The organism is Gammaproteobacteria bacterium (genome assembly GCA_013003425.1).
Taxonomy (GTDB): domain Bacteria; phylum Pseudomonadota; class Gammaproteobacteria; order Steroidobacterales; family JABDKV01; genus JABDJB01.
The window spans coordinates 49,979-69,629 of sequence record JABDJB010000006.1 but is presented as its reverse complement, the minus strand read 5'-3'; the positions used below and the strand labels follow the sequence as shown (position 1 = coordinate 69,629).

The following is a 19,651-nucleotide window of genomic DNA, read 5'->3' as shown; positions in this document are numbered from 1 at the left end:
GTGGCCCTGACACCTGAACTGATTCTCAGCCAGGTTGCTGCACAGGTTGAATTGCAGGGACCGCGCCGCTATATCGTGGCATTCAGTGGTGGCCTGGACAGCACGGTGCTGCTTGACCTGACGCGGCGCGCCCTGCCACGGATTCCCGGAGCCGATCTGCTGGCGGTGCATGTCGATCACGGGCTGCACGCCGACTCGGCACAGTGGGCATCACGGTGCGCCGATGTTGCCAGGCGCTTTGGCGTTGCGTTCGCCTTGCAACGCGAACAGGTCAGTTACGAGCCGGGCGACAGCCCCGAAGCCAGGGCGCGATCTGTCCGCTATGCAGCGCTGTTAAAACACTGCAAGCCGGGCGATGTACTGTTGACCGCGCACCATCGCGACGACCAGCTGGAGACAGTGTTGCTGCAGCTGTTGCGTGGTGCCGGCAGCGCCGGTCTCGCCGGCATGCCGGTGTTGCGCCAGCTGCAGGCCGGGGCGTGGCATTTTCGACCGTTGCTGGATACTGCCCGGGAACAGTTGCACACGTATGCCGGTGCGCACGGGCTGGAATGGAGCGACGACCCGTCAAACGTCGACCAGCGTTACGACCGCAACTACCTTCGCCACGTCGTGCTGCCGCTGGTTCGCGATCGCTGGCCGGGTGCCGCAGTAGCGGTCTCGCGGGCTGCCCGGCATAGCGCGGCAATGGCAAGACTGGCGCACCAGGTCGGTGCGCAGGACGCACTGGCTGCCGCGGCCGGTGATACCTTTGATTGCAGCCGGGTTGGGACCTTATCCGGTGAGCGCGTCGCCAACGCGCTGCGCCAGTGGCTGGTCGCTACTGGTTTGCCAACACCCGACACGGCGCAGTTCACACAGGTTATGCGGCTCATCGACAGCCAGCCTGGTGAGGCCTGTGTCAGCTGGCCCGGTTGCGAGGTGCGTCGCTACGGAACGCGCCTGTACGCGATGCAGCCGCTGGCAGCACTGACAGACGGTTTCACCGCCACGCTCAGCGCCGGCGCAAGCGTAACCTTACCGGCCGGTTTAGGCCGGCTGGTCTACGCGGAAGACGAGGCCGGGCTGGCTGCCGGTGAATGTGAAACATTGTCGGTTCGTTTTCGTCGTGGCGGCGAAAGCATCCGGCCGAAGGGTGGCGGTCAGACACGCAAATTGCGCAATCTCTACCAGGAAGCTCGGGTCGTGCCATGGATGCGGCCGCGTATTCCGTTGCTGTATGCCGGCGACCAACTCGCTGCGGTCGCCGATTTGTGGCAGGAAGAGGCATTGAGCAGCGCCGGGCGGGGGCTGCGGCTGCGCTGGGAAGATCATCCCGCGCTGTACTGACCGTGCCTGTTCTGGTAATTTTTCCCGGTCGCCGCAGCCGGTGACGCCCATTTGTCGGAGGTCGTGAAACGGCTTGGCTTTGTCAACGAGCCATTGCGTAACAACGTTTCGGCCAGTGACCGCGGTCACGGCTAAGGCCACGCTCCCCCGAAGTTTCTCAGGCAACCAGCACACGAGACATCACTTATGACTCGCTTCGTATTTATTACCGGCGGTGTTGTCTCGTCGCTGGGCAAGGGAATCTCGGCGGCTTCGCTCGGCGCGATACTCGAAGCGCGCGGGCTGAAGATCAGCATGATAAAGCTGGATCCTTACATCAACGTCGATCCGGGCACCATGAGCCCGTTCCAGCACGGCGAGGTATTTGTCACCGCCGACGGTACAGAGAGCGACCTGGACCTGGGTCACTACGAGCGTTTTGTTCGAACCACCACCGGGCGCAACAGCAATTTCACCACCGGGCGCATCTATGAAACCGTTATCCGTAAGGAGCGGCGCGGGGATTATCTCGGTGCCACGGTGCAGGTAATCCCGCATATCACGGACGAAATTATTGACAGCATCAAGCTCGGGGCCGGTGATGCAGACGTCTGCATGGTCGAAATTGGCGGCACGGTGGGTGACATCGAGTCGCTGCCTTTTCTCGAGGCGATCCGCCAGTTTGGCGTCGAGTCAGAACCGGGCCAGGTTCTGTACATGCACCTGACCCTTGTGCCGTACATAGCCACCTCGCGCGAGATGAAAACGAAACCGACACAGCATTCGGTGAAGGAACTTCGCTCGATCGGCATCCAGCCGGATGTGCTGTTGTGTCGTGTAGACCGGCCGCTGCCGCGGGACGAGCGCCGGAAAATTGCGTTGTTTACCAATGTTGCCGAACGCGCGGTTATTCCGGCAATGGACGCCGACGACATCTACAAGATTCCAATGCTGTTGCGCGACGAAGGGCTCGACGACATCGTTGTCGAGAAAATGCAGCTCGACCTGCCGCCGGCTGACCTGGCGGAGTGGATTGGTGTGGTAGAGGCCAAGCAGAACACGACCGCAGAAGTGAACATCGCGATGGTTGGCAAGTACGTGCACTTTCGCGATTCGTATATCTCGCTCAGCGAGGCATTGACCCATGCCGGCGTGCATACAGCTACCAAGGTCAATATTCACTATGTCGAGTCGCAGGATCTCGAATCCGGCAGCACAGATGTATTGGCGGGAATGGACGCCATCCTGGTCCCCGGCGGTTTCGGTGAGCGCGGCGTGGAGGGCAAGATCCGGGCCGTGCAGCATGCGCGCGAACTGGGTATCCCGTACCTGGGTATCTGCCTCGGGCTGCAGGTGGCAGTCATCGAGTACGCCCGCAATGTGGCCGGGCTGGACGGCGCCCAGAGCACGGAATTCGATCGCCAGACACCGCATCCGGTCATTGCGCTGATTACCGAGTGGCAGGACCACGAAGGTTCGATCGAACGCCGCAATGTCGATTCCGAGCTCGGTGGCACTATGCGGCTGGGTGCCCAGGAATGCCTGCTGGAGCCCGGTACCCGTGCTGCCGAACTATATGACAATGCCAGCGTGATGGAACGTCACCGCCATCGCTACGAGTTCAACAATATATATCGCAAGCGGCTCACCGCTGCCGGTCTGAGCATTTCCGGCAAGTCGGTCGACGATCTCGTAGAGATCATCGAGATTGCCGATCACCCCTGGTTTGTTGCCTGCCAGTTTCACCCCGAATTCACCTCCAATCCGCGCGACGGTCACCCGTTGTTCTCGGGCTTTGTCGAGGCAGCCCGGCGCTATCGCTTCGAGCAGCTGCCGCAGCGCGCCCGCGCCTGACACTATGGAATTGTGTAACTTCAAGGTGGGGCCGGACCACCCGCTGTTCCTCATCGCCGGGCCCTGCGTCATCGAGAGCGAGCAGCTTGCTATCGATACCGCCGGTACGCTCAGGGAAATCACCGGCCGGCTTGGCGTGCCGTTCATATTCAAGTCCTCGTTCGACAAAGCCAATCGCTCATCGATCGGCAGTTTTCGCGGTCCGGGGATTGCTGACGGATTGCGTATTCTCGAGGCGGTACGCAAACAGGTGGGGGTGCCCGTACTGACCGATGTGCATGAAGACACGCCGCTGGCAGAAGTGGCTGCTGTCGTCGACGTACTGCAGACGCCCGCCTTCCTGTGCCGCCAGACCAATTTCATCGTGGCGGTTGCCGGGCTAGGCAAGGCGGTCAATATAAAGAAAGGGCAGTTCCTGTCGCCGTGGGAGATGGGTAATGTGGTTAACAAGGCGCGCAGTACCGGTAATGAACAGATAATGGTGTGTGAACGCGGTTTTTCATTCGGCTATAACAACCTGGTCTCCGACATGCGCTCGCTTTCTGTGATGCGTGACACCGGTTGTCCGGTTGTATTTGACGCGACCCACTCGGTGCAGCTGCCGGGCGGGCGTGGCGATGCTTCCGGCGGCCAGCGCGAGTTCATACCCGTGCTGGCCCGGGCCGCCGTGGCGGCCGGGGTGTCCGGCCTGTTCGCCGAGACTCACCCCGATCCGGCCAACGCGCTCAGTGACGGGCCGAATGCGTGGCCGCTCGATCGCATGAAGCAGTTGCTTGAGGTGCTGGTAGATATAGACCAGGCAGTGAAAAAACGGGAATTTGCCGAGGACAGCTTGCGCCGGGAGCGTTGAGAAATGAGTGAAATCAAAACAGTTCGCGGGCGTGAAGTCCTGGATTCGCGCGGTAACCCGACAGTCGAGGCGGACGTCTGTCTCGCATCCGGCGTGATGGCACGCGCTGCGGTTCCGTCAGGCGCCTCGACCGGTGCGCGCGAGGCGGTGGAGCTGCGTGACGGCGACAAGACGCGATATCTTGGAAAGGGCGTGCTTACTGCGGTAGCGCACGTCAATGGCGAGCTGCGCGATGCGGTAACCGGTATGGCGGCTGCGCAGCAACGTGAGCTGGATCAGAAAATGATCGATCTCGATGGCACTGAAAACAAGTCGCGTCTCGGCGCAAACGCGATTCTCGCTGTGTCGCTGGCTGCGGCGCGAGCGGCAGCGATCGAAGCAGGTATCGGCCTGCACCGGCATATCGCGGCGCTGGCGGAAAACAATTCTCTGGCGATGCCGGTACCGATGATGAACATCATCAACGGCGGTGCCCATGCGGATAACAGCGTCGATATCCAGGAGTTCATGATCATGCCGGTCGGCGCGCCCAGTTTCCGCGAAGCGCTGCGTTATGGTGCCGAGATTTTTCATGTTCTGAAAAAGGTGCTGCAGGAACGTGGCCTGACCACGGCGGTGGGCGACGAAGGTGGTTTTGCGCCAGACCTGCCATCCAACGAAGCAGCGCTGGAAACAATAATGGAAGCCATCGATCGTGCCGGCTATACACCGGGCAAACAGATCGCGCTGGCACTTGACGTCGCCTCGTCGGAATTTTGCAACGACGGCACCTACAGCCTGGCAGCGGAAGGCAAGGACTTCGATGCCGCCGGATTCAGCCAGTACCTGGCCGGGCTGGCGGATCGCTATCCGATAGTGTCGATTGAAGACGGCATGGGTGAGGACGACTGGGCCGGTTGGGCCATTCTCACTGACGCGCTTGGCGCGCGGACGCAGCTGGTCGGCGATGATCTTTTTGTCACCAACACGCGAATACTCAGGAAAGGTATCGACGAAGGCATTGCCAACTCCATTCTCATCAAACCAAACCAGATTGGCACGCTTACCGAAACCCTGGACGCCATTGCCATGGCGCGCGAGGCGGGTTACACGGCGGTGATCTCCCATCGCTCGGGTGAAACCGAGGACAGCACCATTGCCGATATTGCTGTTGCAACTACCGCTACGCAGATCAAGACCGGGTCGTTGTCGCGTTCTGACCGTCTGGCGAAATACAATCAGTTGATTCGCATCGAGGAGGGCCTTGGCGAATCTGCGAGCTACTACGGCCACGCGGCGCTAAAAGCGATCGATTGAAGTGCGTACTATGCTGGCAATTATGGCTGTCATCCTGGCGGTATTGGTGTACCGCTACTGGCTGACAGATGACGGCATTCGTGAGGTGTGGCGGCTGGAGCGGGCGGTCGCAGAACAACGGGAACAGAACGAACAACTGCAGCGGCGCAACGATGCCCTGGAGGCGGAGGTTGCGGACCTGAAAAGCGGCAGTGATGCCATCGAAGAACGGGCACGTGCGGAACTGGGTATGAAGCGCGCCAATGAGACGTTCTACCAGGTCGTCGAAAAGGATAACGAGAACGAATGAACCTGCCGTCAGGCGGCGTGGACAAGGTCAGCGGCACCATACGCACCCGGCCCCAGGATTTTCGCGTCGATGAAGCGCTCGGATTTGCACCGGCCGGGGCAGGTGAGCACCTGCTGGTGCGACTGGAAAAAACCGGCGCCAATACCGCCTGGGTGGCGCAGCAGCTGGCCCGCTGTTACGGGGTCGGCAGGCGAGATGTGGCTTTCGCCGGTCGCAAGGATCGCCATGCCGTAACCCGCCAGTGGTACTCGGTCTGGTTGCCAGGCAGGCAAGCCCCTCCCGCCGTACAGTTGGCTATCGAGGGCGTGGAGGTACTCGAAACGGTGCGCCACGATCGCAAGCTGCGGCGCGGCGCCCTGGCGTATAACCAGTTCGAAATCACGGTGCGCGAGCTGCATGATCCGGAGCAGTTGCTGGAACAGCGTTTGCAGGCGATCAGCAACGACGGCTTTCCCAATTACTTCGGTTCGCAGCGCTTCGGTCACGACGGGCACAACCTGCAGCTGGCGCGACGGCTGTTCGCCGGTTCGGCAAAGCTGAGAAGAAACCAGCGCTCAATGGCGCTTTCGGCCGCACGTGCGGCAATATTCAATGCGGTCCTGGACCGGCGTATAGCTGATGACAGCTGGAACAGCGCGCTGGCCGGTGATGCACTGATCCTCGATGGCAGCGGCAGCTTTTTCTCGTGCGAGACGCCGGATCAGGAGATTGCCGGCAGGCTGCAAGCCGGCGACATTCACGTCTCCGGGCCGCTATGGGGCCGCGGTGAGCTACCGGTCTGCGGTGCGGTCGCTGCGCTGGAGCGGGAGACCGCAGAACAGTTCAGCGACCTGGCCGCCGGACTGGAGCACAATCGGCTCAGGCAGGAGCGCCGTGCACTACGTATCCTGCCGAGTGACATGGCGTGGGAAATTACGGACGAGCTGTTGCTGCGTTTCCGGCTGCCGTCGGGAGTATACGCAACCAGCCTGCTGGCAGCCGCAATGACCGTGCACGATGCTGCATCAGCGCAGCGCCACTCATGACTTCAGCGCAGCAGGACGTAGAGTGCCCCGCTGCCGCCGTCGTGGTTGGGTGCGGTGGTAAAAGCGAGTACCTGCTCGCGGCGGCGCAGCCAGTGACAGACTTTGGGTTTCAGCACCGGCCCACCATGACCGGAGCGTGTGCCCTTGCCATGGATAATGCGCACACAGCGATGGCCGAGGCTGCTGCATTCGGCCAGAAACTCATCGAGCGCCTGTGCCGCCATTGCGACATTGAGCCCGTGCAGGTCAAGTTCGTCGGCAATGCTGTATTTACCACGTCGGAGTTTGCGCAATACGGTGGGGCTTACGCCCGGCTGCGCGTAGCGTACTTCCGCCTGGCTGTCGCTGGCCGGTTCGCCGGTCAGGCTTTCCTGCAGTACCTGCTGCTGATCGGCCCGGGCAAATCGTGCCTTCGCGCGCGGTCGTGGCCGCTCGGTGTGGGTCTTGTGCGCGCGCAGGCGTCGCACACCAGCCATGTGCCTGCGAAAGATATCGTCGTCGTCGTGGTCGTCAGTCATGCTTTGGTTCCAACGTGCCGGGCTGCCGGCAGGTACAATAATGCAGCTCAACTGACAGGGATAATAGCCCAGTGAACATATTGCTCAGTAACGATGACGGTTATCACGCCAAGGGGTTGCTCGCCCTGTCATCGGTGCTGCGTGAAATGGCTGAAATTACCGTGGTCGCGCCGGATCGCAATCGCAGTGGGGCGAGCAACTCACTGACACTGGAAGCGCCGCTGCGTATACGGCGGCAGGGCCCTGGTGTTTATGCAGTCAATGGTACGCCGACAGATTGCGTGCATGTCGCCATTACCGGCTTTCTCGATGATGATCCGGACATGGTTATATCCGGGATAAACCACGGCGCCAATCTCGGTGACGATGTCCTGTACTCGGGCACCGTCGCTGCCGCAATGGAGGGTCGTTTTCTGGGCCTGCCGGCCGTTGCTATTTCGCTGGTCTCATCGCGCAGCACCAACATGCCGGCGGCTGCCAGGGTGGCGGGCGACCTGGTGCGTATGCTGCGCAAGTCGCCGTTGCCGCCGGATTCGATCCTCAACATCAACGTCCCGGATCTTTCTTACGAGCAACTGGCTGGTTTCAAAGCCACGCGGCTCGGCTACCGGCACCGCGCCGAACCGGTGGTGCGCTCGACGGATCCGCGCGGCTCGACGATTTACTGGGTCGGGCCGGCCGGACCCGAGCAGGACTGCGGTCCCGGCACCGATTTTAATGCGATCTCCGAGGGCTACGTTTCGGTTACGCCGTTGCAGGTGGACCTGACGGCACACAACGAGATTGCTGACGTCGCAACGTGGCTGGATAGCGAACGATGAATCCGCTCGGGATTGGCATGACCTCGGCGCGAACCCGCGAAAGGCTGATAGACCGGCTGCGGCAGCAGGGTATAGCCGATGAGATGGTGCTTGACCGCATTCGCAACGTACCACGGCACCTGTTCGTCGATGAGGCGCTGGCCAGCCGCGCATACGAAGATACAGCGCTACCGATCGGCCAGGGGCAGACGATTTCCCAGCCATACGTGGTCGCGCGGATGACCGAGGCGCTGATGGCCGCCGGCCGGCCGGAGAAAGTGCTGGAGGTTGGCACCGGGTGTGGCTACCAGACAGCCGTGCTGAGCCCGCTGGCAGGAAATATTTTCAGCGTGGAACGGATCGGGTCACTGTTACGTCGTACTCGCCGTCTGCTGCGTCAGCTCGACATTTATAACGTCAAGCTGCGTCACGGCGATGGCTGGCAGGGGTGGAAGGCAAATGCGCCGTATGACGGCATCCTTGTCGCCGCCGCGCCGCGCGAAATTCCGTGCGCCCTGATCGAGCAGCTCGCAGATGGCGGGCGCCTGATCATTCCGGTCGGGGCACAGGGCCGGCAGACTCTGATGGCTTATACCCGCAACGGTAAAAACGTGGAGCAGGCGGATCTTGGTGCGGTAAGTTTCGTGCCACTGCTGCAGGGCACTCACTGACGATGATTTTCACCGCACTTTATGACCGGGCATTGCGCTGGTCGCAGCATCGCCACGCTCCCTGGTACCTCGGTACGCTCAGTTTCGCCGAATCGTCGTTCTTCCCGGTGCCGCCGGACGTCATGCTGGCGCCAATGGTGCTGGCCCAGCCGCGTCGCGGTCCCTCTCTGGCATTGCTGACGACTGTCACATCCGTGCTGGGCGGCGTTGCCGGATGGCTGATCGGCTACTTCGGTTTCGAGGCCGCGTCGGGTTTGCTGCAGCAGGCTGGGTACATGGATGACTATGCCCGGGTCAGTGAGTGGTTTGGGCGGTGGGGTTTCTGGGCTGTCCTGCTGGCCGGGTTTTCCCCGGTGCCATATAAAATATTCACAATCGCCGCCGGTTCGCTGGCGATGCCGCTGCCGTTGTTTGTTCTGGCGTCGACCTTTGGTCGCGGCGCGCGGTTCTTCCTCGTCGCTCTGATGATCATGGCCGGTGGCGAGCGTGCCGCACAAAGCCTTCGGCGACACGTGGAAGTGCTGGGCTGGGCCATCGTGGCAATCGGTATTGTCGTCTACCTGTGGGTGCGATAGCGAAATCACTTGTCGTCATGCTGGCGGTGATGTTGCTGTTGGCCGCTTGCGGCGGCAAAGCATTACGCTGGGAGCAGCGAGTACACGTAGTACGTGCCGGCGATACGCTGCAGGCAATTGCGTTCCGTTATCGGGTTGATGCACGGGAACTGGCGGCATGGAATCGCATCGATAACCCTGATCTGTTGTTTCCGGGGCAGACGCTGCGGCTGTCAGCGCCGCCCGGTTACCGGCGGCCGGTCAGTGCCGCAACGTCAGCCGCGCCGCGAAGCGGCAGTTCGGCGCCGCGTGATCCTCCGGCGGCAAGCGCGCCGCCCCTTGCATGGGTGTGGCCGGCGAACGGCCCACTTATTGCGCGTTTCGGCGATGCAACATCGCTGGGCCAGGGTGTGGATATCGGCGGAAACGCCGGAGATTACGTGCTTGCAGCCGCTGCGGGAACCGTGGTCTACAGCGGCAGTGGACTTCTTGGGTACGGAAAACTTATCATTTTGAAACATAATGAAGTCTACCTGAGTGCTTACGGGCACAACGACGCGCTGTTGGTGGGAGAAGGGGATATTGTCACTGCCGGTCAGCGCATTGGAAAAATGGGTTTTGGTCCCGGCGAACGGGCGGCGCTGCATTTCGAGATCCGGATAAAGGGAAAACCGGTCGATCCGTTGCAGTTCCTGCCGTCACGCGAGGCTGAATAGGCTCCTGCAGGAAAGGGGGCAGAAATGCCAGGCGAAAAAGCGGCTGACTCCGCGTCAGCCTCGTTGGGGAAGCCGGCAAAAAGGTTTGACCGCAGTGTTCATGACGCTACCCGGTTGTACCTGAGCGAGATCGGGTTCTCACCGCTGCTCACGGCGGAAGAAGAAGTGTACTTTGCCCGTCGCGTGCAACGCGGTGACGAAGGCGCACGCAAGCGAATGATCGAAAGCAATCTTCGCCTGGTCGTAAAGATCGCGCGGCGCTACATGAATCGTGGTCTGCCACTGCTCGATCTGATCGAGGAGGGTAATCTCGGACTCATTCACGCGGTAAAAAAATTCGATCCCGAGCGTGGTTTTCGTTTCTCTACTTACGCCACCTGGTGGATTCGCCAGACAATTGAACGCGGCATCATGAACCAGACCCGTACCATCAGGTTGCCGATTCACGTGATCAAGGAGATCAACACCTACCTGCGATCCGCGCGCAAGCTGGCGCAGGAACTCGATCGCGAGCCGGAGGTAGACGAGATAGCAGCCGACATGGGTTGCTCGGCGGATAATGTGCGGCGGCTGTTTGGTTTGAACGAGCGCACAACCTCTGCGCATGCGCCGGTTGGTCGCGACAGTGAGCGCACGGTTCTCGATTCGATACCCGACACTGACGGTGCCGATCCATCCCGGTCAGCCCAGTCCGACCGGGTCAATGAAGTGCTGCATTACTGGCTGGAAAAGCTGAACGACAAGCAGCGAGCGGTGGTACAACGGCGTTTCGGTCTGCATGGCTACCGGAAGTGCACGCTGGAACAGGTCGGTGAGGAAATTGGCGTAACGCGTGAGCGAGTGCGTCAAATCCAGATGGATGCCCTGAGCCGGTTGCGCGGCTTCATGGAAAGCGAGGGCCTGGACTACGAAGCTGTGTTCGAGTGATCAGCTCACCCGGCCAGTAGCGCCACCGCAACAGCCCGTCCTTCATGCGCCAGCACGTTGTAGGTGCGGCAGGCCGCGGCGTTGTCCATAAATTCAAATCCGACTCCAGCATCATTGATTGCTGTAATCAGGCCGGGATTGGGAATGACCAGGCTCATGCCGGTACCCAGCAAAATCAACTCAGGTGACTGATCAATTGCAGCGGCAAAGTCAGAAACGGACAGCTGTTCCGCTGAAATCGGCTTCCATGAAACAATTTCGCTGACCGTCACGATGCATGGCACGGTGAATTTCTGCTCGCCAACGATGATGTGCTCATCATCCATGCTGCGAATGATGTTGATTTGATCGCTGCGTTCGCGGTGTAGTTGCATAACAGTTTTATCCTAGCCTGGCTCGATGCCCAGCACGTGAAGCACAACCCGACGGTTGCGGCTGCGGCCCTGTTCGGTGGTGTTGTCCGCGATCGGACGGCTTTCGCCATAGCCGCGGGCAACGATGCGGCCGGAATCAAGGCCGGCCGCCACCAGATACTGGCGCACCGCCTCGGCACGTTGGCGTGACAAACGACGGTTGTGCTCGGCGCTGCCCACGTCATCGGTGTGTCCGGCGACCAGGACCTGGCGGTACTGCGTGTCGACCAGCATGCGCACGGCCTGTTCCAGTACGGGATGAGTCGTGCCGGCAAAGCGTGCGGAATTGGTTTCAAAAGAGAGTCCTTCCAGAAATATTTCCAGTCCGGCCGGACAGCCCCAGGCATCGACGCTGGCGGCGCTGAGGTGCGGGCAGCGGTCACGATAGTCGGGAATGCCGTCTGCGTCGGTGTCGTGGGCACAACCGGTCATTGTGACCGGCGCGCCGTGCTCTGATTCCGGGCACTGGTCAGCCGTATCGACGACGCCATCCCTGTCGCCATCGGGGCAGTCAGGGGCACAGCTGCCAAAGGCGGCCGGCTGGACCGCGGCGATGAACATGACCAGCACTGTCACGCGTGAGAACATGCGCGAGATATATCACAGTATGTGGCGGGCATCGACTGGCGCCGGGTGCATTGGTAACATCCGCGACCAGTCAGACAGACAGGAAAACAGTCAATTGGAAACCGGCCAGGTACGTGCACGAATCTCCGACCTCGAGAGCCGCAGTAAAGCTCTGAGGGGGTATCTTTGACTATGCCGGGAAAAAGGAGCGTCTGACCGAAGTTTCGCGCCAGCTGGAAGACCCGACCGTCTGGGACGACCAGGAGCGCGCCCAGTCGCTTGGCCGTGAGCGGGCGCGCCTCGATGCGACAGTTGCCGAACTCGAGGCGCTCGATACCGGGGTCAGCGATGCTGCCGACCTGCTGGAGCTGGCTCTGGCAGAAGAAGATGACGACACGCTCGCGGAGATCGAGCGTGATCTCGAAAAACTGACAACACAGGTCGAACAGCTCGAATTTCGCCGGATGTTTTCCGGCGAGCTGGACGATGCAAATGCGTTCCTGTTTATCCAGGCCGGTTCAGGCGGTACCGAAGCCCAGGACTGGGCCGAAATGCTGCTGCGCATGTACCTGAAGTGGTGCGAATCGCGAGACTTCAAGGCAGAGATAATGGAGGCATCGCCCGGTGAGGTCGCGGGAATCAAGAGTGCCACGGTGCAGGTTACCGGTGATTACGCGTTTGGCTGGTTGCGCACCGAGGGTGGCGTGCACCGGCTGGTGCGCAAGTCACCGTTCGATTCCGGGAATCGCCGGCACACCTCTTTTGCGGCAGTTACGGTGACGCCGGAAATCGACGACAACATCGAAATTGAAATCAATCCGGCTGATTTGCGCATCGATGTGTATCGCGCCAGCGGTGCGGGTGGCCAGCATGTCAACACGACCGAGTCGGCGGTGCGTATCACTCATGATCCGACCGGGATAGTCGTGCAGTGTCAGAATGATCGTTCACAGCACCGCAACCGTGACACGGCGATGAAACAGCTGCGCGCCCGCCTGTACCAGCACGAACTCGATTCAAGGCGCGAAAAGGCGGCCGAGGCGGAGAAGGGCAAGGCCGAGATCGGCTGGGGCAGCCAGATTCGTTCCTACGTGCTCGACCAGTCACGCATAAAGGACCTGCGTACAGGCATAGAGGTTGGCAATACCCAGGCTGTGCTCGATGGCGCCCTCGACCAGTTTATCGAGGCCAGCCTGAAAGAGGGGCTTTAGCGATGGCGGAAAATGACGAACACAAGCTGATTGCCGAACGCCGGCGCAAGCTTCAGGCCCTGCGCGAGCAGGGTATTGCCTATCCCAATGACATCGAGGCGGCCGATACCGCGGCAGAGCTGCACCAGCGCTATGAGGGGCACGATGTTGCGGCGCTCGAGCAGGCCGAGCGCGCTGCTGTCGCCGGCCGGATGATGGCCAAGCGCGTGATGGGAAAAACCAGTTTCGTGGTGATCGATGACGGGACCGCACGCATCCAGCTCTACCTGCAGCGCGATTCGTTGCCCGACGGCGTTTATGCGGCCTTCAAGACCTGGGATGTGGGCGATATTGTTGCCGCCGAAGGGGGCATGTACCGCACCAATACCGGAGAGCTGAGCGTGCGTGCAGACCGGTTGCGACTGGTCACAAAGTCGCTAAGACCGTTGCCGGAAAAATTCCATGGGCTGAGCGATACGGAAACCCGCTATCGTCAGCGTTACGTCGATCTGATCATGAATGATGACTCGCGCGCGGTATTTCGTGCGCGATCGGCGGCGGTCAGTTTCATCCGTGGTTTCCTGGAGCAGCGTGATTTTCTGGAAGTGGAAACTCCGATGATGCAGCCGATCCCCGGTGGTGCAGTGGCGCGGCCATTTGTAACGCATCACAACACTCTGGACATGCAGCTGTACCTGCGCATTGCGCCCGAGCTTTATCTGAAACGACTGATTGTCGGTGGTCTTAACCGGGTATACGAGATAAACCGGAGCTTCCGCAACGAGGGCATCTCCACCCAGCACAATCCCGAGTTCACCATGCTCGAGCTGTACTGGGCTTTTGCCGATTACAACGACATCATGGCGCTTACCGAAGCCCTGGTGCGCGGCGCGGCTGAAGCATTGCTGGGCAGTGCCCGGCTGACCTACCAGGATGAGGAGCTGGACCTGGAAAGCGATTTCCGGCGTCTGAGCCTGGAAGAATCAGTCGCGCAGCGCAATCCTGACCTGGATGCCGGCCGGTTGCGGGAAGAAGACTACCTGCGCCAGCAACTCGATCGTCTCGGAGTAAAGCACGAGCCCGGACACGGTGCCGGCAAGCTGCTCACGGAGTTATTCGAGAAAACCGTCGAAGACACGTTGCTGCAGCCGACCTTTATCGTTTCTTACCCAACCGAAGTATCACCATTGTCACGCCAGAACGATGCAGATCCGTTTATCACCGACCGTTTCGAGCTGTTCATGGCGGGGCGCGAGATTGCCAATGGTTTTTCCGAGCTCAACGATCCGGAGGAGCAGGCTGCGCGCTTTCGCGCTCAGGTGGAGTTGAAGGCAAGCGGCGATGACGAGGCGATGTTCTACGACGAGGACTACATACGCGCGCTCGAATATGGCATGCCACCCGCCGGCGGGCTCGGTGTCGGCATCGACCGGCTGGTGATGCTGCTGACCGATTCGGCGTCGATCCGCGACGTGTTGCTGTTCCCGCTGCTGCGCCCCGAAGCCTGATCGATAAGCTGTGGGAGCGGCATCCTGCCGCGACTACCTGCAACCATGCGTTGTGGGAGCGGCAACCTGCCGCGATTACCTGCAACCATGCTGTGTGGGAGCGGCAACCTGCCGCGACTACCTGCAACCATGCTGTGTGGGAGCGGCATCCTGCCGCGACTACCTGCAACCATGCTGTGTGGGAGCGGCATCCTGCCGCGACTACCTGCCACCACTTCGTTACTTTGTGGTCAGCACTGTTTGGCCAAACGAGTCGAACCGGCCGTCGCCGGTTTAACGACGATGATCATGCAACCGAATAGGGTAGTGATGTCGGTGTGAGCCGGGAACCGTCGGCGGCAACGAGAACCGGCGGATTGGCAACCGCGGTGACGATTAGCGCTTCGCTTCCGGACTCGGCCGGCGCAGAGCGCACCACCGAGCCGCCGCGTTTGCCTTGCTCATCGTCGAGACTGGTGCCCGGTTCGGGTGCCGCGCCGTCGCAAACGTAGCGCTGCATACGACGCTTGGAGCGGCCGAGATGATGGGTGCGCGCGATGACTTCCTGCCCCGGGTAGCAACCCTTGCTGAAACTGATGCCGCCGATCAGGTCAAGGTTTATCATCTGCCCGGTAAAATCCCCGCGCGTCTGTTCGTATACCTGCGGCGTGCCGGCGCCGATGTCGAGCAGGTCCCATTGCCCGGTGCTGATCTCGCGCACCCCCTCGGCATGATGCGCGGCCAGCCGTTCCAGCAGCGGCTCACGTCTGGCATAAACCTCGTGGCGTTGGCCAGACTCATCAATAACTCCGGCAGCAGCAATCGTGTCGCTGCGATCGGCAAGGCTCACCTTCGAGCGAAACACGAAGACCTTGAGGCCGGCGAGCGTCTCAGCCACCAGACCGGCAGGCAGCATGAGCCAGTATGACGATGCCTTGCGCACCACGCGCGGACAGGCGAGGACGCGACCCTTGCGGTCGTGCCAGCCGGTCAGTACCGACTGCTCCGGGTCGAGCGCGTCTATGTCTGCCGACAGCTGCGACTGCAGGAACGGGCCGGCATCAGCGCCATCGATCTCGATGCAGCCATAGTGGCCGAGCAGACCAGCCGCGCGCGGGCCGTGTATAGGGATGTCATTTGCCATGAGTTACTGCTCATATTGTAACCGCGTTGCCTGCAGGTGGGTGGTTGGAGCACAATAACTGCCAGCGGGGCGTGCCCGGGCGGCCAACGGAGCAGCACATGAGCGGTGAGTCAAACGATCAGAAACCCAGGCCAGATGACGAGGCCGGGGCGCCGCCGGTCGATTCCGAGCCACCGCAGGAAATAGGCGGGCGCGACGGTCCCGACCCGACCCGTTACGGCGACTGGGAAAAAAATGGCCGCTGTATCGATTTCTGAAGCAATGATCCAATCACTCCGAGACCGGATGCATGTCTGAAGCAAACCGCCCGTTATCGCCACACCTGCAGATCTACCGCTGGCAGATCACCATGTTCCTGTCGATCATGCACCGCGCCACCGGAATGGCGATGGCGTTCGGCCTGCTGTTGCTCGCTTTGTGGCTGATCACCGCCGCCAGCGGGCCTGAGGCCTACACCAGGTTGCGCGAGCTGCTTGCGTCGCCTGTTGGAATTGTTGTTTTGCTCGGGCTGGCGTTCTCGCTTTTCCTGCACCTGTGTAACGGCGTGCGCCACTTGTTCTGGGATGCCGGCGTCGGTTTTGAAAAGAACCAGTACCGCGCTTCGGGCTGGATTGTTGTAGTCGCGAGCCTGGCGCTGACCGCCATCGCGGCGATGATTGCCACGGGGGTCAGCTAGATGAGCCAGCGCAGCGCATTGGGTCGTGTGCTCGGCCTGGGTTCGGCCAAAGAAGGTGCGTCGCACTGGTGGGCGCAGCGTGTTTCTGCGGTAGCGCTGCTGCCGCTGGGCTTGTGGTTTGTTTTCTCCGTTGCGTTTTTGCTGGGCAGCGGCCGGTCAGACTACCTTGGGGTGATTGACTGGATTGCCGGACCGGTCAACGCCGTCATGCTGATCCTGTTTATTGCCACGGTTACCTGGCACTCGTCGCTCGGAGTGCAGGTGGTTATCGAGGATTACGTGCACGGCTGGGCGAAAGTCACCTGGCTGGTACTGCAGAAATTCATCCACGTCGTCGTTGCAGCCGCGAGCATCTTCGCGGTGCTGAAAATTGCACTGGGAAGCTGAATGATGTCCGGCAACTACGAGTTCACCGATCACACTTACGATGTTGTTGTAGTCGGCGCCGGCGGCGCAGGGTTGCGCGCGACGCTCGGGCTGGCTCAGGCCGGTCTGGAAACGGCCTGCATTACCAAGGTTTTTCCTACTCGCAGCCACACGGTGGCAGCGCAGGGCGGTATCAGCGCCGCGCTCGGCAATATGGGCGAGGATGACTGGCGCTGGCACATGTACGACACGGTCAAAGGGTCTGACTGGCTCGGTGACCAGGACGCCATCGAATACATGTGCAAGGAGGCGCCTGCCGCCATCATCGAGCTGGAGCATTACGGCGTGCCATTTTCGCGTACCGAAGACGGTCGTATTTACCAGCGGCCATTCGGTGGTATGAGCACGCATTATGGCAAGGGCAATGCACAGCGTACCTGCGCCGCGGCAGACCGCACCGGTCATGCCATGCTGCACACGCTGTACCAGCAATCGTTGCGTCACGACGCATCGTTTTTCATTGAATATTTTGCCATCGACCTGCTGATGGAAGATGGCGCCTGCCGTGGCGTGGTGGCGATCGACCTGGCCACCGGTACGCTGCACCGCTTTCGTGCTCATAACGTGATACTCGCGACCGGTGGCTACGGCCGCGCGTATTTTTCCTGCACCTCGGCGCACACCTGCACCGGCGACGGCAACGCGATGGTGCTGCGCGCCGGTCTGCCGCTGCAGGATATGGAGTTCGTCCAGTTCCATCCCACCGGTATCTACGGAGCCGGCTGCCTAATTACCGAGGGTTCTCGTGGTGAAGGCGGCTTCCTTACCAACTCCGAGGGTGAGCGCTTCATGGAGCGCTACGCGCCGAACGCGAAGGATCTTGCGTCGCGCGATGTCGTCAGCCGCTCCATGACGATAGAAATTCGCGAGGGCCGCGGCATCGGTGAGCACCAGGACCACCTGCATCTCAACCTGCAGCACCTGGGTAGTGAAGTTATCGACGAGCGCCTGCCAGGTATCGCCGAGACGGCGAGAATTTTTGCCGGCGTCGATGTAACCCGTGAGCCCATCCCGGTGCTGCCAACCGTGCACTACAACATGGGTGGCATTCCGACCAATTATCACGGCGAAGTTGTGACGCGTGGTGGAGATGTCGTGCCGGGCCTGATGGCGGCAGGTGAAGCGGCCTGTGTGTCGGTGCACGGCGCCAACCGGCTGGGTTCCAATTCCCTGCTCGACCTGGTGGTGTTCGGTCGCGCAGCAGCACAGCGTTGTGCCGAAACCGTTACGCCCGGTGCCAAGCATGCGGCGCTGCCGGCAGATGCCGGCGACAAGTCGCTGGCACGGCTGGATAAGCTGCGCAACGCCAAAGGTGGCCGCAGAACATCAGAAATCCGGCTGGACATGCAAAAGTGCATGCAGGAGCATGCCGCGGTGTTCCGTACCGGCGACCTGATAAACGAGGGCATAGAAAAACTGGCTGCTATTCACAGTACCTTCGCCGATGTTTCGGTTGCCGACCGGTCGCTGATATGGAATACCGACCTGATCGAGACGATGGAGCTGGAAAACCTGCTCGACCAGGCCGTCGCGACGATATCTGCTGCCGGGCATCGCAGGGAAAGCCGTGGTGCCCAGGCACGGGAAGACTACCCGGACCGCGATGATGACAGCTGGATGAAGCATGTCCTTGTCTGGGTGGCCGACGGCAAAGCCACATTTGATTACCGCCCGGTCAACCTGCATACGTTGACCGATGAGGTAGACCCCATTCCTCCCAAGCAGCGCGTTTACTAGGAGTTACGCTATGGCGCAGTTCAGGTTGCCGGCCAATTCCAGGATCAGCCAGGGCAAGCATTACCCGGCCGAGGGTGCGCAACGCAAGCGCACCGTCAAGGTGTATCGCTACGACCCTGATTCGGGCGAAACGCCGCGCATGGATTCCTACGAGGTCGACCTCGACCGCTGCGGTCCCATGGTTCTCGACGCGCTGATCAAGATAAAGAATGAAGTTGACCCGACGCTGACATTCCGCCGATCGTGCCGCGAAGGAATCTGTGGTTCCTGTGCCATGAACATCGACGGTGGTAACACGCTGGCCTGCACCCGTGCGATCAGCGATTCAAAGGGTGATCTCAACGTTTATCCGCTGCCACACATGCGCGTGGTAAAGGACCTGGTGCCTGACCTGACCGGGTTCTACGCACAATACGCGTCGATTCAGCCCTGGCTCAAGACACGCACGCCGGCACCGCCGGATCGCGAACGGCTGCAGTCCAAGGAAGATCAGCAGAAGATTGACGACCCTTCCGCCTGCATCCTGTGCGCCTGCTGTTCCGCCAGCTGTCCCAGTTACTGGTGGAACAGCGATCGTTACCTGGGTCCGGCGATTCTGTTGCAGGCCTACCGCTGGCTCGTCGACTCACGTGACGAGGCGGCCGGTGAGCGTCTGGATCAACTGGAAGATCCGTTCCGCCTGTACCGCTGCCATACCATCCTCAACTGCACCAGCGCCTGCCCGAAAAACCTTAACCCGGGTAAGGCAATCGCCGAGACCAAGAAACTGCTGATGGAGCGGCGCCACTGAGTGAGCCGCGCGAGCTGGCACAGCTGCGCTGGCGCTGCCGGCGCGGCATGCGCGAACTGGACCTGTTGATGAGCGGCTGGCTGGACCGACACTATGCCGCCTCATCGCCCGGCCTGCAGGCGCAATTCCGCCGGCTGATCGACACACCGGACCCGGTATTGCTTGCCTGGCTCACCGGGCGCGAACGTCCTGACGACCCGGGTCTGGAGCAACTGATCGATGCCATGCGCGCAGACTGAGAGGTTTTGCCTGGGGCGCTCGAAGTGGCGCCAGCGCGCGTTGATCACCGGGCATCTCACGGCTGCGCTGGCTGTGCTGCACTGCAGCCTGCCGCTGGCGGCAGGTGGCCTGTTTGCCCTCGGCATCAGTTGCTGGCGCCTCCGGCGGCGCGCCTGGCCTGAGGAGCTGCAGCG

Annotated in this window: 23 protein-coding genes; 19 read left to right on the top strand and 4 right to left on the bottom strand. The window is 61.1% G+C overall.

Annotation, left to right across the window (positions count from 1 at the left end; genetic code table 11):
* The 6 genes from tilS (at position 1) to HKN06_00655 (ending at position 6,622) form a co-directional block, all read left to right on the top strand.
* Positions 1-1,329, top strand: a complete 1,329-nt coding sequence (gene tilS, locus HKN06_00680; GenBank protein NNF59821.1) for a tRNA lysidine(34) synthetase TilS — start codon at positions 1-3, stop codon at positions 1,327-1,329.
* Positions 1,330-1,515: 186 nt separating this feature from the next.
* Positions 1,516-3,162 (top strand): CTP synthase, encoded by a 1,647-nt coding sequence (locus HKN06_00675; protein ID NNF59820.1) that lies wholly within the window; start codon positions 1,516-1,518, stop codon positions 3,160-3,162.
* Positions 3,163-3,166: 4 nt separating this feature from the next.
* Positions 3,167-4,012, top strand: a complete 846-nt coding sequence (gene kdsA / locus HKN06_00670; protein NNF59819.1) for a 3-deoxy-8-phosphooctulonate synthase — start codon at positions 3,167-3,169, stop codon at positions 4,010-4,012.
* Between the two features lie 3 nt (positions 4,013-4,015).
* Positions 4,016-5,308 (top strand): phosphopyruvate hydratase, encoded by a 1,293-nt coding sequence (eno, locus tag HKN06_00665; protein ID NNF59818.1) that lies wholly within the window; start codon positions 4,016-4,018, stop codon positions 5,306-5,308.
* 1 nt (position 5,309) lies between these two features.
* The gene (gene ftsB, locus HKN06_00660) at positions 5,310-5,597 is read left to right on the top strand and encodes a cell division protein FtsB (protein NNF59817.1); all 288 of its coding nucleotides are present in this window, start codon (positions 5,310-5,312) and stop codon (positions 5,595-5,597) included.
* A complete protein-coding gene (locus HKN06_00655; GenBank protein NNF59816.1) occupies positions 5,594-6,622 on the top strand; it encodes a tRNA pseudouridine(13) synthase TruD in 1,029 nt (342 codons plus the stop codon). The genes ftsB and HKN06_00655 overlap by 4 nt, the downstream gene beginning before the upstream one ends.
* A gap of 2 nt (positions 6,623-6,624) precedes the next feature.
* On the opposite strand, the gene HKN06_00650 is transcribed toward HKN06_00655, so the two are convergent.
* Entirely contained in the window at positions 6,625-7,140 is a 516-nt protein-coding gene (locus tag HKN06_00650; protein NNF59815.1) for a DNA mismatch repair protein MutS, read from the bottom strand.
* A gap of 71 nt (positions 7,141-7,211) precedes the next feature.
* On the opposite strand from HKN06_00650, the gene surE reads away from it, so the two are divergent.
* Genes surE through rpoS form a run of 5 tightly spaced genes read left to right on the top strand, consistent with a single transcriptional unit; the run spans position 7,212 to position 10,808 of the window.
* A complete protein-coding gene (gene surE, locus HKN06_00645; GenBank protein NNF59814.1) occupies positions 7,212-7,961 on the top strand; it encodes a 5'/3'-nucleotidase SurE in 750 nt (249 codons plus the stop codon).
* Positions 7,958-8,611, top strand: coding sequence for a protein-L-isoaspartate(D-aspartate) O-methyltransferase (locus tag HKN06_00640; GenBank protein NNF59813.1), 654 nt, complete (start codon positions 7,958-7,960; stop codon positions 8,609-8,611). Before surE ends, HKN06_00640 begins: the two co-directional genes overlap by 4 nt.
* A 2-nt stretch (positions 8,612-8,613) precedes the next feature.
* Positions 8,614-9,186 carry a DedA family protein gene (locus tag HKN06_00635; GenBank protein ID NNF59812.1) on the top strand — a complete coding sequence of 191 codons (573 nt, stop codon included), beginning with the start codon at positions 8,614-8,616 and terminating at the stop codon, positions 9,184-9,186.
* Positions 9,187-9,203: 17 nt separating this feature from the next.
* Positions 9,204-9,881, top strand: a complete 678-nt coding sequence (locus tag HKN06_00630) for a peptidoglycan DD-metalloendopeptidase family protein (GenBank protein ID NNF59811.1) — start codon at positions 9,204-9,206, stop codon at positions 9,879-9,881.
* Between the two features lie 24 nt (positions 9,882-9,905).
* Complete coding sequence (gene rpoS / locus HKN06_00625; GenBank protein NNF59810.1) at positions 9,906-10,808, top strand: RNA polymerase sigma factor RpoS; 903 nt, start codon at positions 9,906-9,908, stop codon at positions 10,806-10,808.
* A 5-nt stretch (positions 10,809-10,813) separates the two neighbouring features.
* Here the strand turns inward: rpoS and HKN06_00620 are convergent, their stop codons facing one another.
* Positions 10,814-11,182 (bottom strand): hypothetical protein, encoded by a 369-nt coding sequence (locus HKN06_00620; GenBank protein NNF59809.1) that lies wholly within the window; start codon positions 11,180-11,182, stop codon positions 10,814-10,816.
* 12 nt (positions 11,183-11,194) lie between these two features.
* Positions 11,195-11,809 (bottom strand): OmpA family protein, encoded by a 615-nt coding sequence (locus HKN06_00615; protein ID NNF59808.1) that lies wholly within the window; start codon positions 11,807-11,809, stop codon positions 11,195-11,197.
* A 19-nt stretch (positions 11,810-11,828) separates the two neighbouring features.
* Here HKN06_00615 and prfB point away from each other — a divergent pair.
* Both prfB and lysS read left to right on the top strand, forming a co-directional pair.
* Positions 11,829-12,999 (top strand): peptide chain release factor 2 gene (prfB, locus tag HKN06_00610; protein NNF59807.1). Its coding sequence is split into 2 segments (ribosomal slippage): positions 11,829-11,975 and positions 11,977-12,999, totalling 1,170 coding nucleotides; the frame shifts between segments, so codons are not numbered across the junction.
* Positions 13,000-13,001: 2 nt separating this feature from the next.
* A complete protein-coding gene (gene lysS, locus HKN06_00605; GenBank protein NNF59806.1) occupies positions 13,002-14,486 on the top strand; it encodes a lysine--tRNA ligase in 1,485 nt (494 codons plus the stop codon).
* A 286-nt stretch (positions 14,487-14,772) separates the two neighbouring features.
* Here lysS and HKN06_00600 read toward each other — a convergent pair whose 3' ends face one another.
* Positions 14,773-15,609, bottom strand: coding sequence for a folate-binding protein YgfZ (locus HKN06_00600; GenBank protein ID NNF59805.1), 837 nt, complete (start codon positions 15,607-15,609; stop codon positions 14,773-14,775).
* A gap of 98 nt (positions 15,610-15,707) precedes the next feature.
* Between HKN06_00600 and HKN06_00595 the strand changes: the two genes are divergently transcribed.
* Genes HKN06_00595 through HKN06_00570 form a run of 6 tightly spaced genes read left to right on the top strand, consistent with a single transcriptional unit; the run spans position 15,708 to position 19,477 of the window.
* Positions 15,708-15,866 (top strand): DUF1674 domain-containing protein, encoded by a 159-nt coding sequence (locus HKN06_00595; protein NNF59804.1) that lies wholly within the window; start codon positions 15,708-15,710, stop codon positions 15,864-15,866.
* Between the two features lie 32 nt (positions 15,867-15,898).
* Positions 15,899-16,285 (top strand): succinate dehydrogenase, cytochrome b556 subunit, encoded by a 387-nt coding sequence (sdhC, locus tag HKN06_00590; GenBank protein ID NNF59803.1) that lies wholly within the window; start codon positions 15,899-15,901, stop codon positions 16,283-16,285.
* Positions 16,286-16,672 carry a succinate dehydrogenase, hydrophobic membrane anchor protein gene (gene sdhD / locus HKN06_00585; GenBank protein ID NNF59802.1) on the top strand — a complete coding sequence of 129 codons (387 nt, stop codon included), beginning with the start codon at positions 16,286-16,288 and terminating at the stop codon, positions 16,670-16,672.
* Complete coding sequence (locus HKN06_00580) at positions 16,673-18,448, top strand: succinate dehydrogenase flavoprotein subunit (GenBank protein ID NNF59801.1); 1,776 nt, start codon at positions 16,673-16,675, stop codon at positions 18,446-18,448.
* 10 nt (positions 18,449-18,458) lie between these two features.
* Positions 18,459-19,238, top strand: coding sequence for a succinate dehydrogenase iron-sulfur subunit (locus HKN06_00575; protein ID NNF59800.1), 780 nt, complete (start codon positions 18,459-18,461; stop codon positions 19,236-19,238).
* The gene (locus tag HKN06_00570; GenBank protein ID NNF59799.1) at positions 19,235-19,477 is read left to right on the top strand and encodes a succinate dehydrogenase assembly factor 2; all 243 of its coding nucleotides are present in this window, start codon (positions 19,235-19,237) and stop codon (positions 19,475-19,477) included. Before HKN06_00575 ends, HKN06_00570 begins: the two co-directional genes overlap by 4 nt.
* The last annotated feature ends 174 nt before the right edge of the window (positions 19,478-19,651 follow it).

What these genes read in the sequence shown, in the direction of transcription:
- HKN06_00675 (NNF59820.1), top strand. Translation starts at nt 1,516, where the DNA reads ATGACTCGCTTCGTATTTATTACCGGCGGTGTTGTCTCGTCGCTGGGC.
- kdsA (NNF59819.1), top strand. Translation starts at nt 3,167, where the DNA reads ATGGAATTGTGTAACTTCAAGGTGGGGCCGGACCACCCGCTGTTCCTC.
- eno (NNF59818.1), top strand. Translation starts at nt 4,016, where the DNA reads ATGAGTGAAATCAAAACAGTTCGCGGGCGTGAAGTCCTGGATTCGCGC.
- HKN06_00655 (NNF59816.1), top strand. Translation starts at nt 5,594, where the DNA reads ATGAACCTGCCGTCAGGCGGCGTGGACAAGGTCAGCGGCACCATACGC.
- HKN06_00650 (NNF59815.1), bottom strand. Translation starts at nt 7,140, where the DNA reads ATGACTGACGACCACGACGACGACGATATCTTTCGCAGGCACATGGCT.
- HKN06_00640 (NNF59813.1), top strand. Translation starts at nt 7,958, where the DNA reads ATGAATCCGCTCGGGATTGGCATGACCTCGGCGCGAACCCGCGAAAGG.
- HKN06_00635 (NNF59812.1), top strand. Translation starts at nt 8,614, where the DNA reads ATGATTTTCACCGCACTTTATGACCGGGCATTGCGCTGGTCGCAGCAT.
- HKN06_00630 (NNF59811.1), top strand. Translation starts at nt 9,204, where the DNA reads ATGCTGGCGGTGATGTTGCTGTTGGCCGCTTGCGGCGGCAAAGCATTA.
- rpoS (NNF59810.1), top strand. Translation starts at nt 9,906, where the DNA reads ATGCCAGGCGAAAAAGCGGCTGACTCCGCGTCAGCCTCGTTGGGGAAG.
- HKN06_00620 (NNF59809.1), bottom strand. Translation starts at nt 11,182, where the DNA reads ATGCAACTACACCGCGAACGCAGCGATCAAATCAACATCATTCGCAGC.
- HKN06_00615 (NNF59808.1), bottom strand. Translation starts at nt 11,809, where the DNA reads ATGTTCTCACGCGTGACAGTGCTGGTCATGTTCATCGCCGCGGTCCAG.
- lysS (NNF59806.1), top strand. Translation starts at nt 13,002, where the DNA reads ATGGCGGAAAATGACGAACACAAGCTGATTGCCGAACGCCGGCGCAAG.
- HKN06_00600 (NNF59805.1), bottom strand. Translation starts at nt 15,609, where the DNA reads ATGGCAAATGACATCCCTATACACGGCCCGCGCGCGGCTGGTCTGCTC.
- HKN06_00595 (NNF59804.1), top strand. Translation starts at nt 15,708, where the DNA reads ATGAGCGGTGAGTCAAACGATCAGAAACCCAGGCCAGATGACGAGGCC.
- sdhC (NNF59803.1), top strand. Translation starts at nt 15,899, where the DNA reads ATGTCTGAAGCAAACCGCCCGTTATCGCCACACCTGCAGATCTACCGC.
- sdhD (NNF59802.1), top strand. Translation starts at nt 16,286, where the DNA reads ATGAGCCAGCGCAGCGCATTGGGTCGTGTGCTCGGCCTGGGTTCGGCC.
- HKN06_00580 (NNF59801.1), top strand. Translation starts at nt 16,673, where the DNA reads ATGATGTCCGGCAACTACGAGTTCACCGATCACACTTACGATGTTGTT.
- HKN06_00575 (NNF59800.1), top strand. Translation starts at nt 18,459, where the DNA reads ATGGCGCAGTTCAGGTTGCCGGCCAATTCCAGGATCAGCCAGGGCAAG.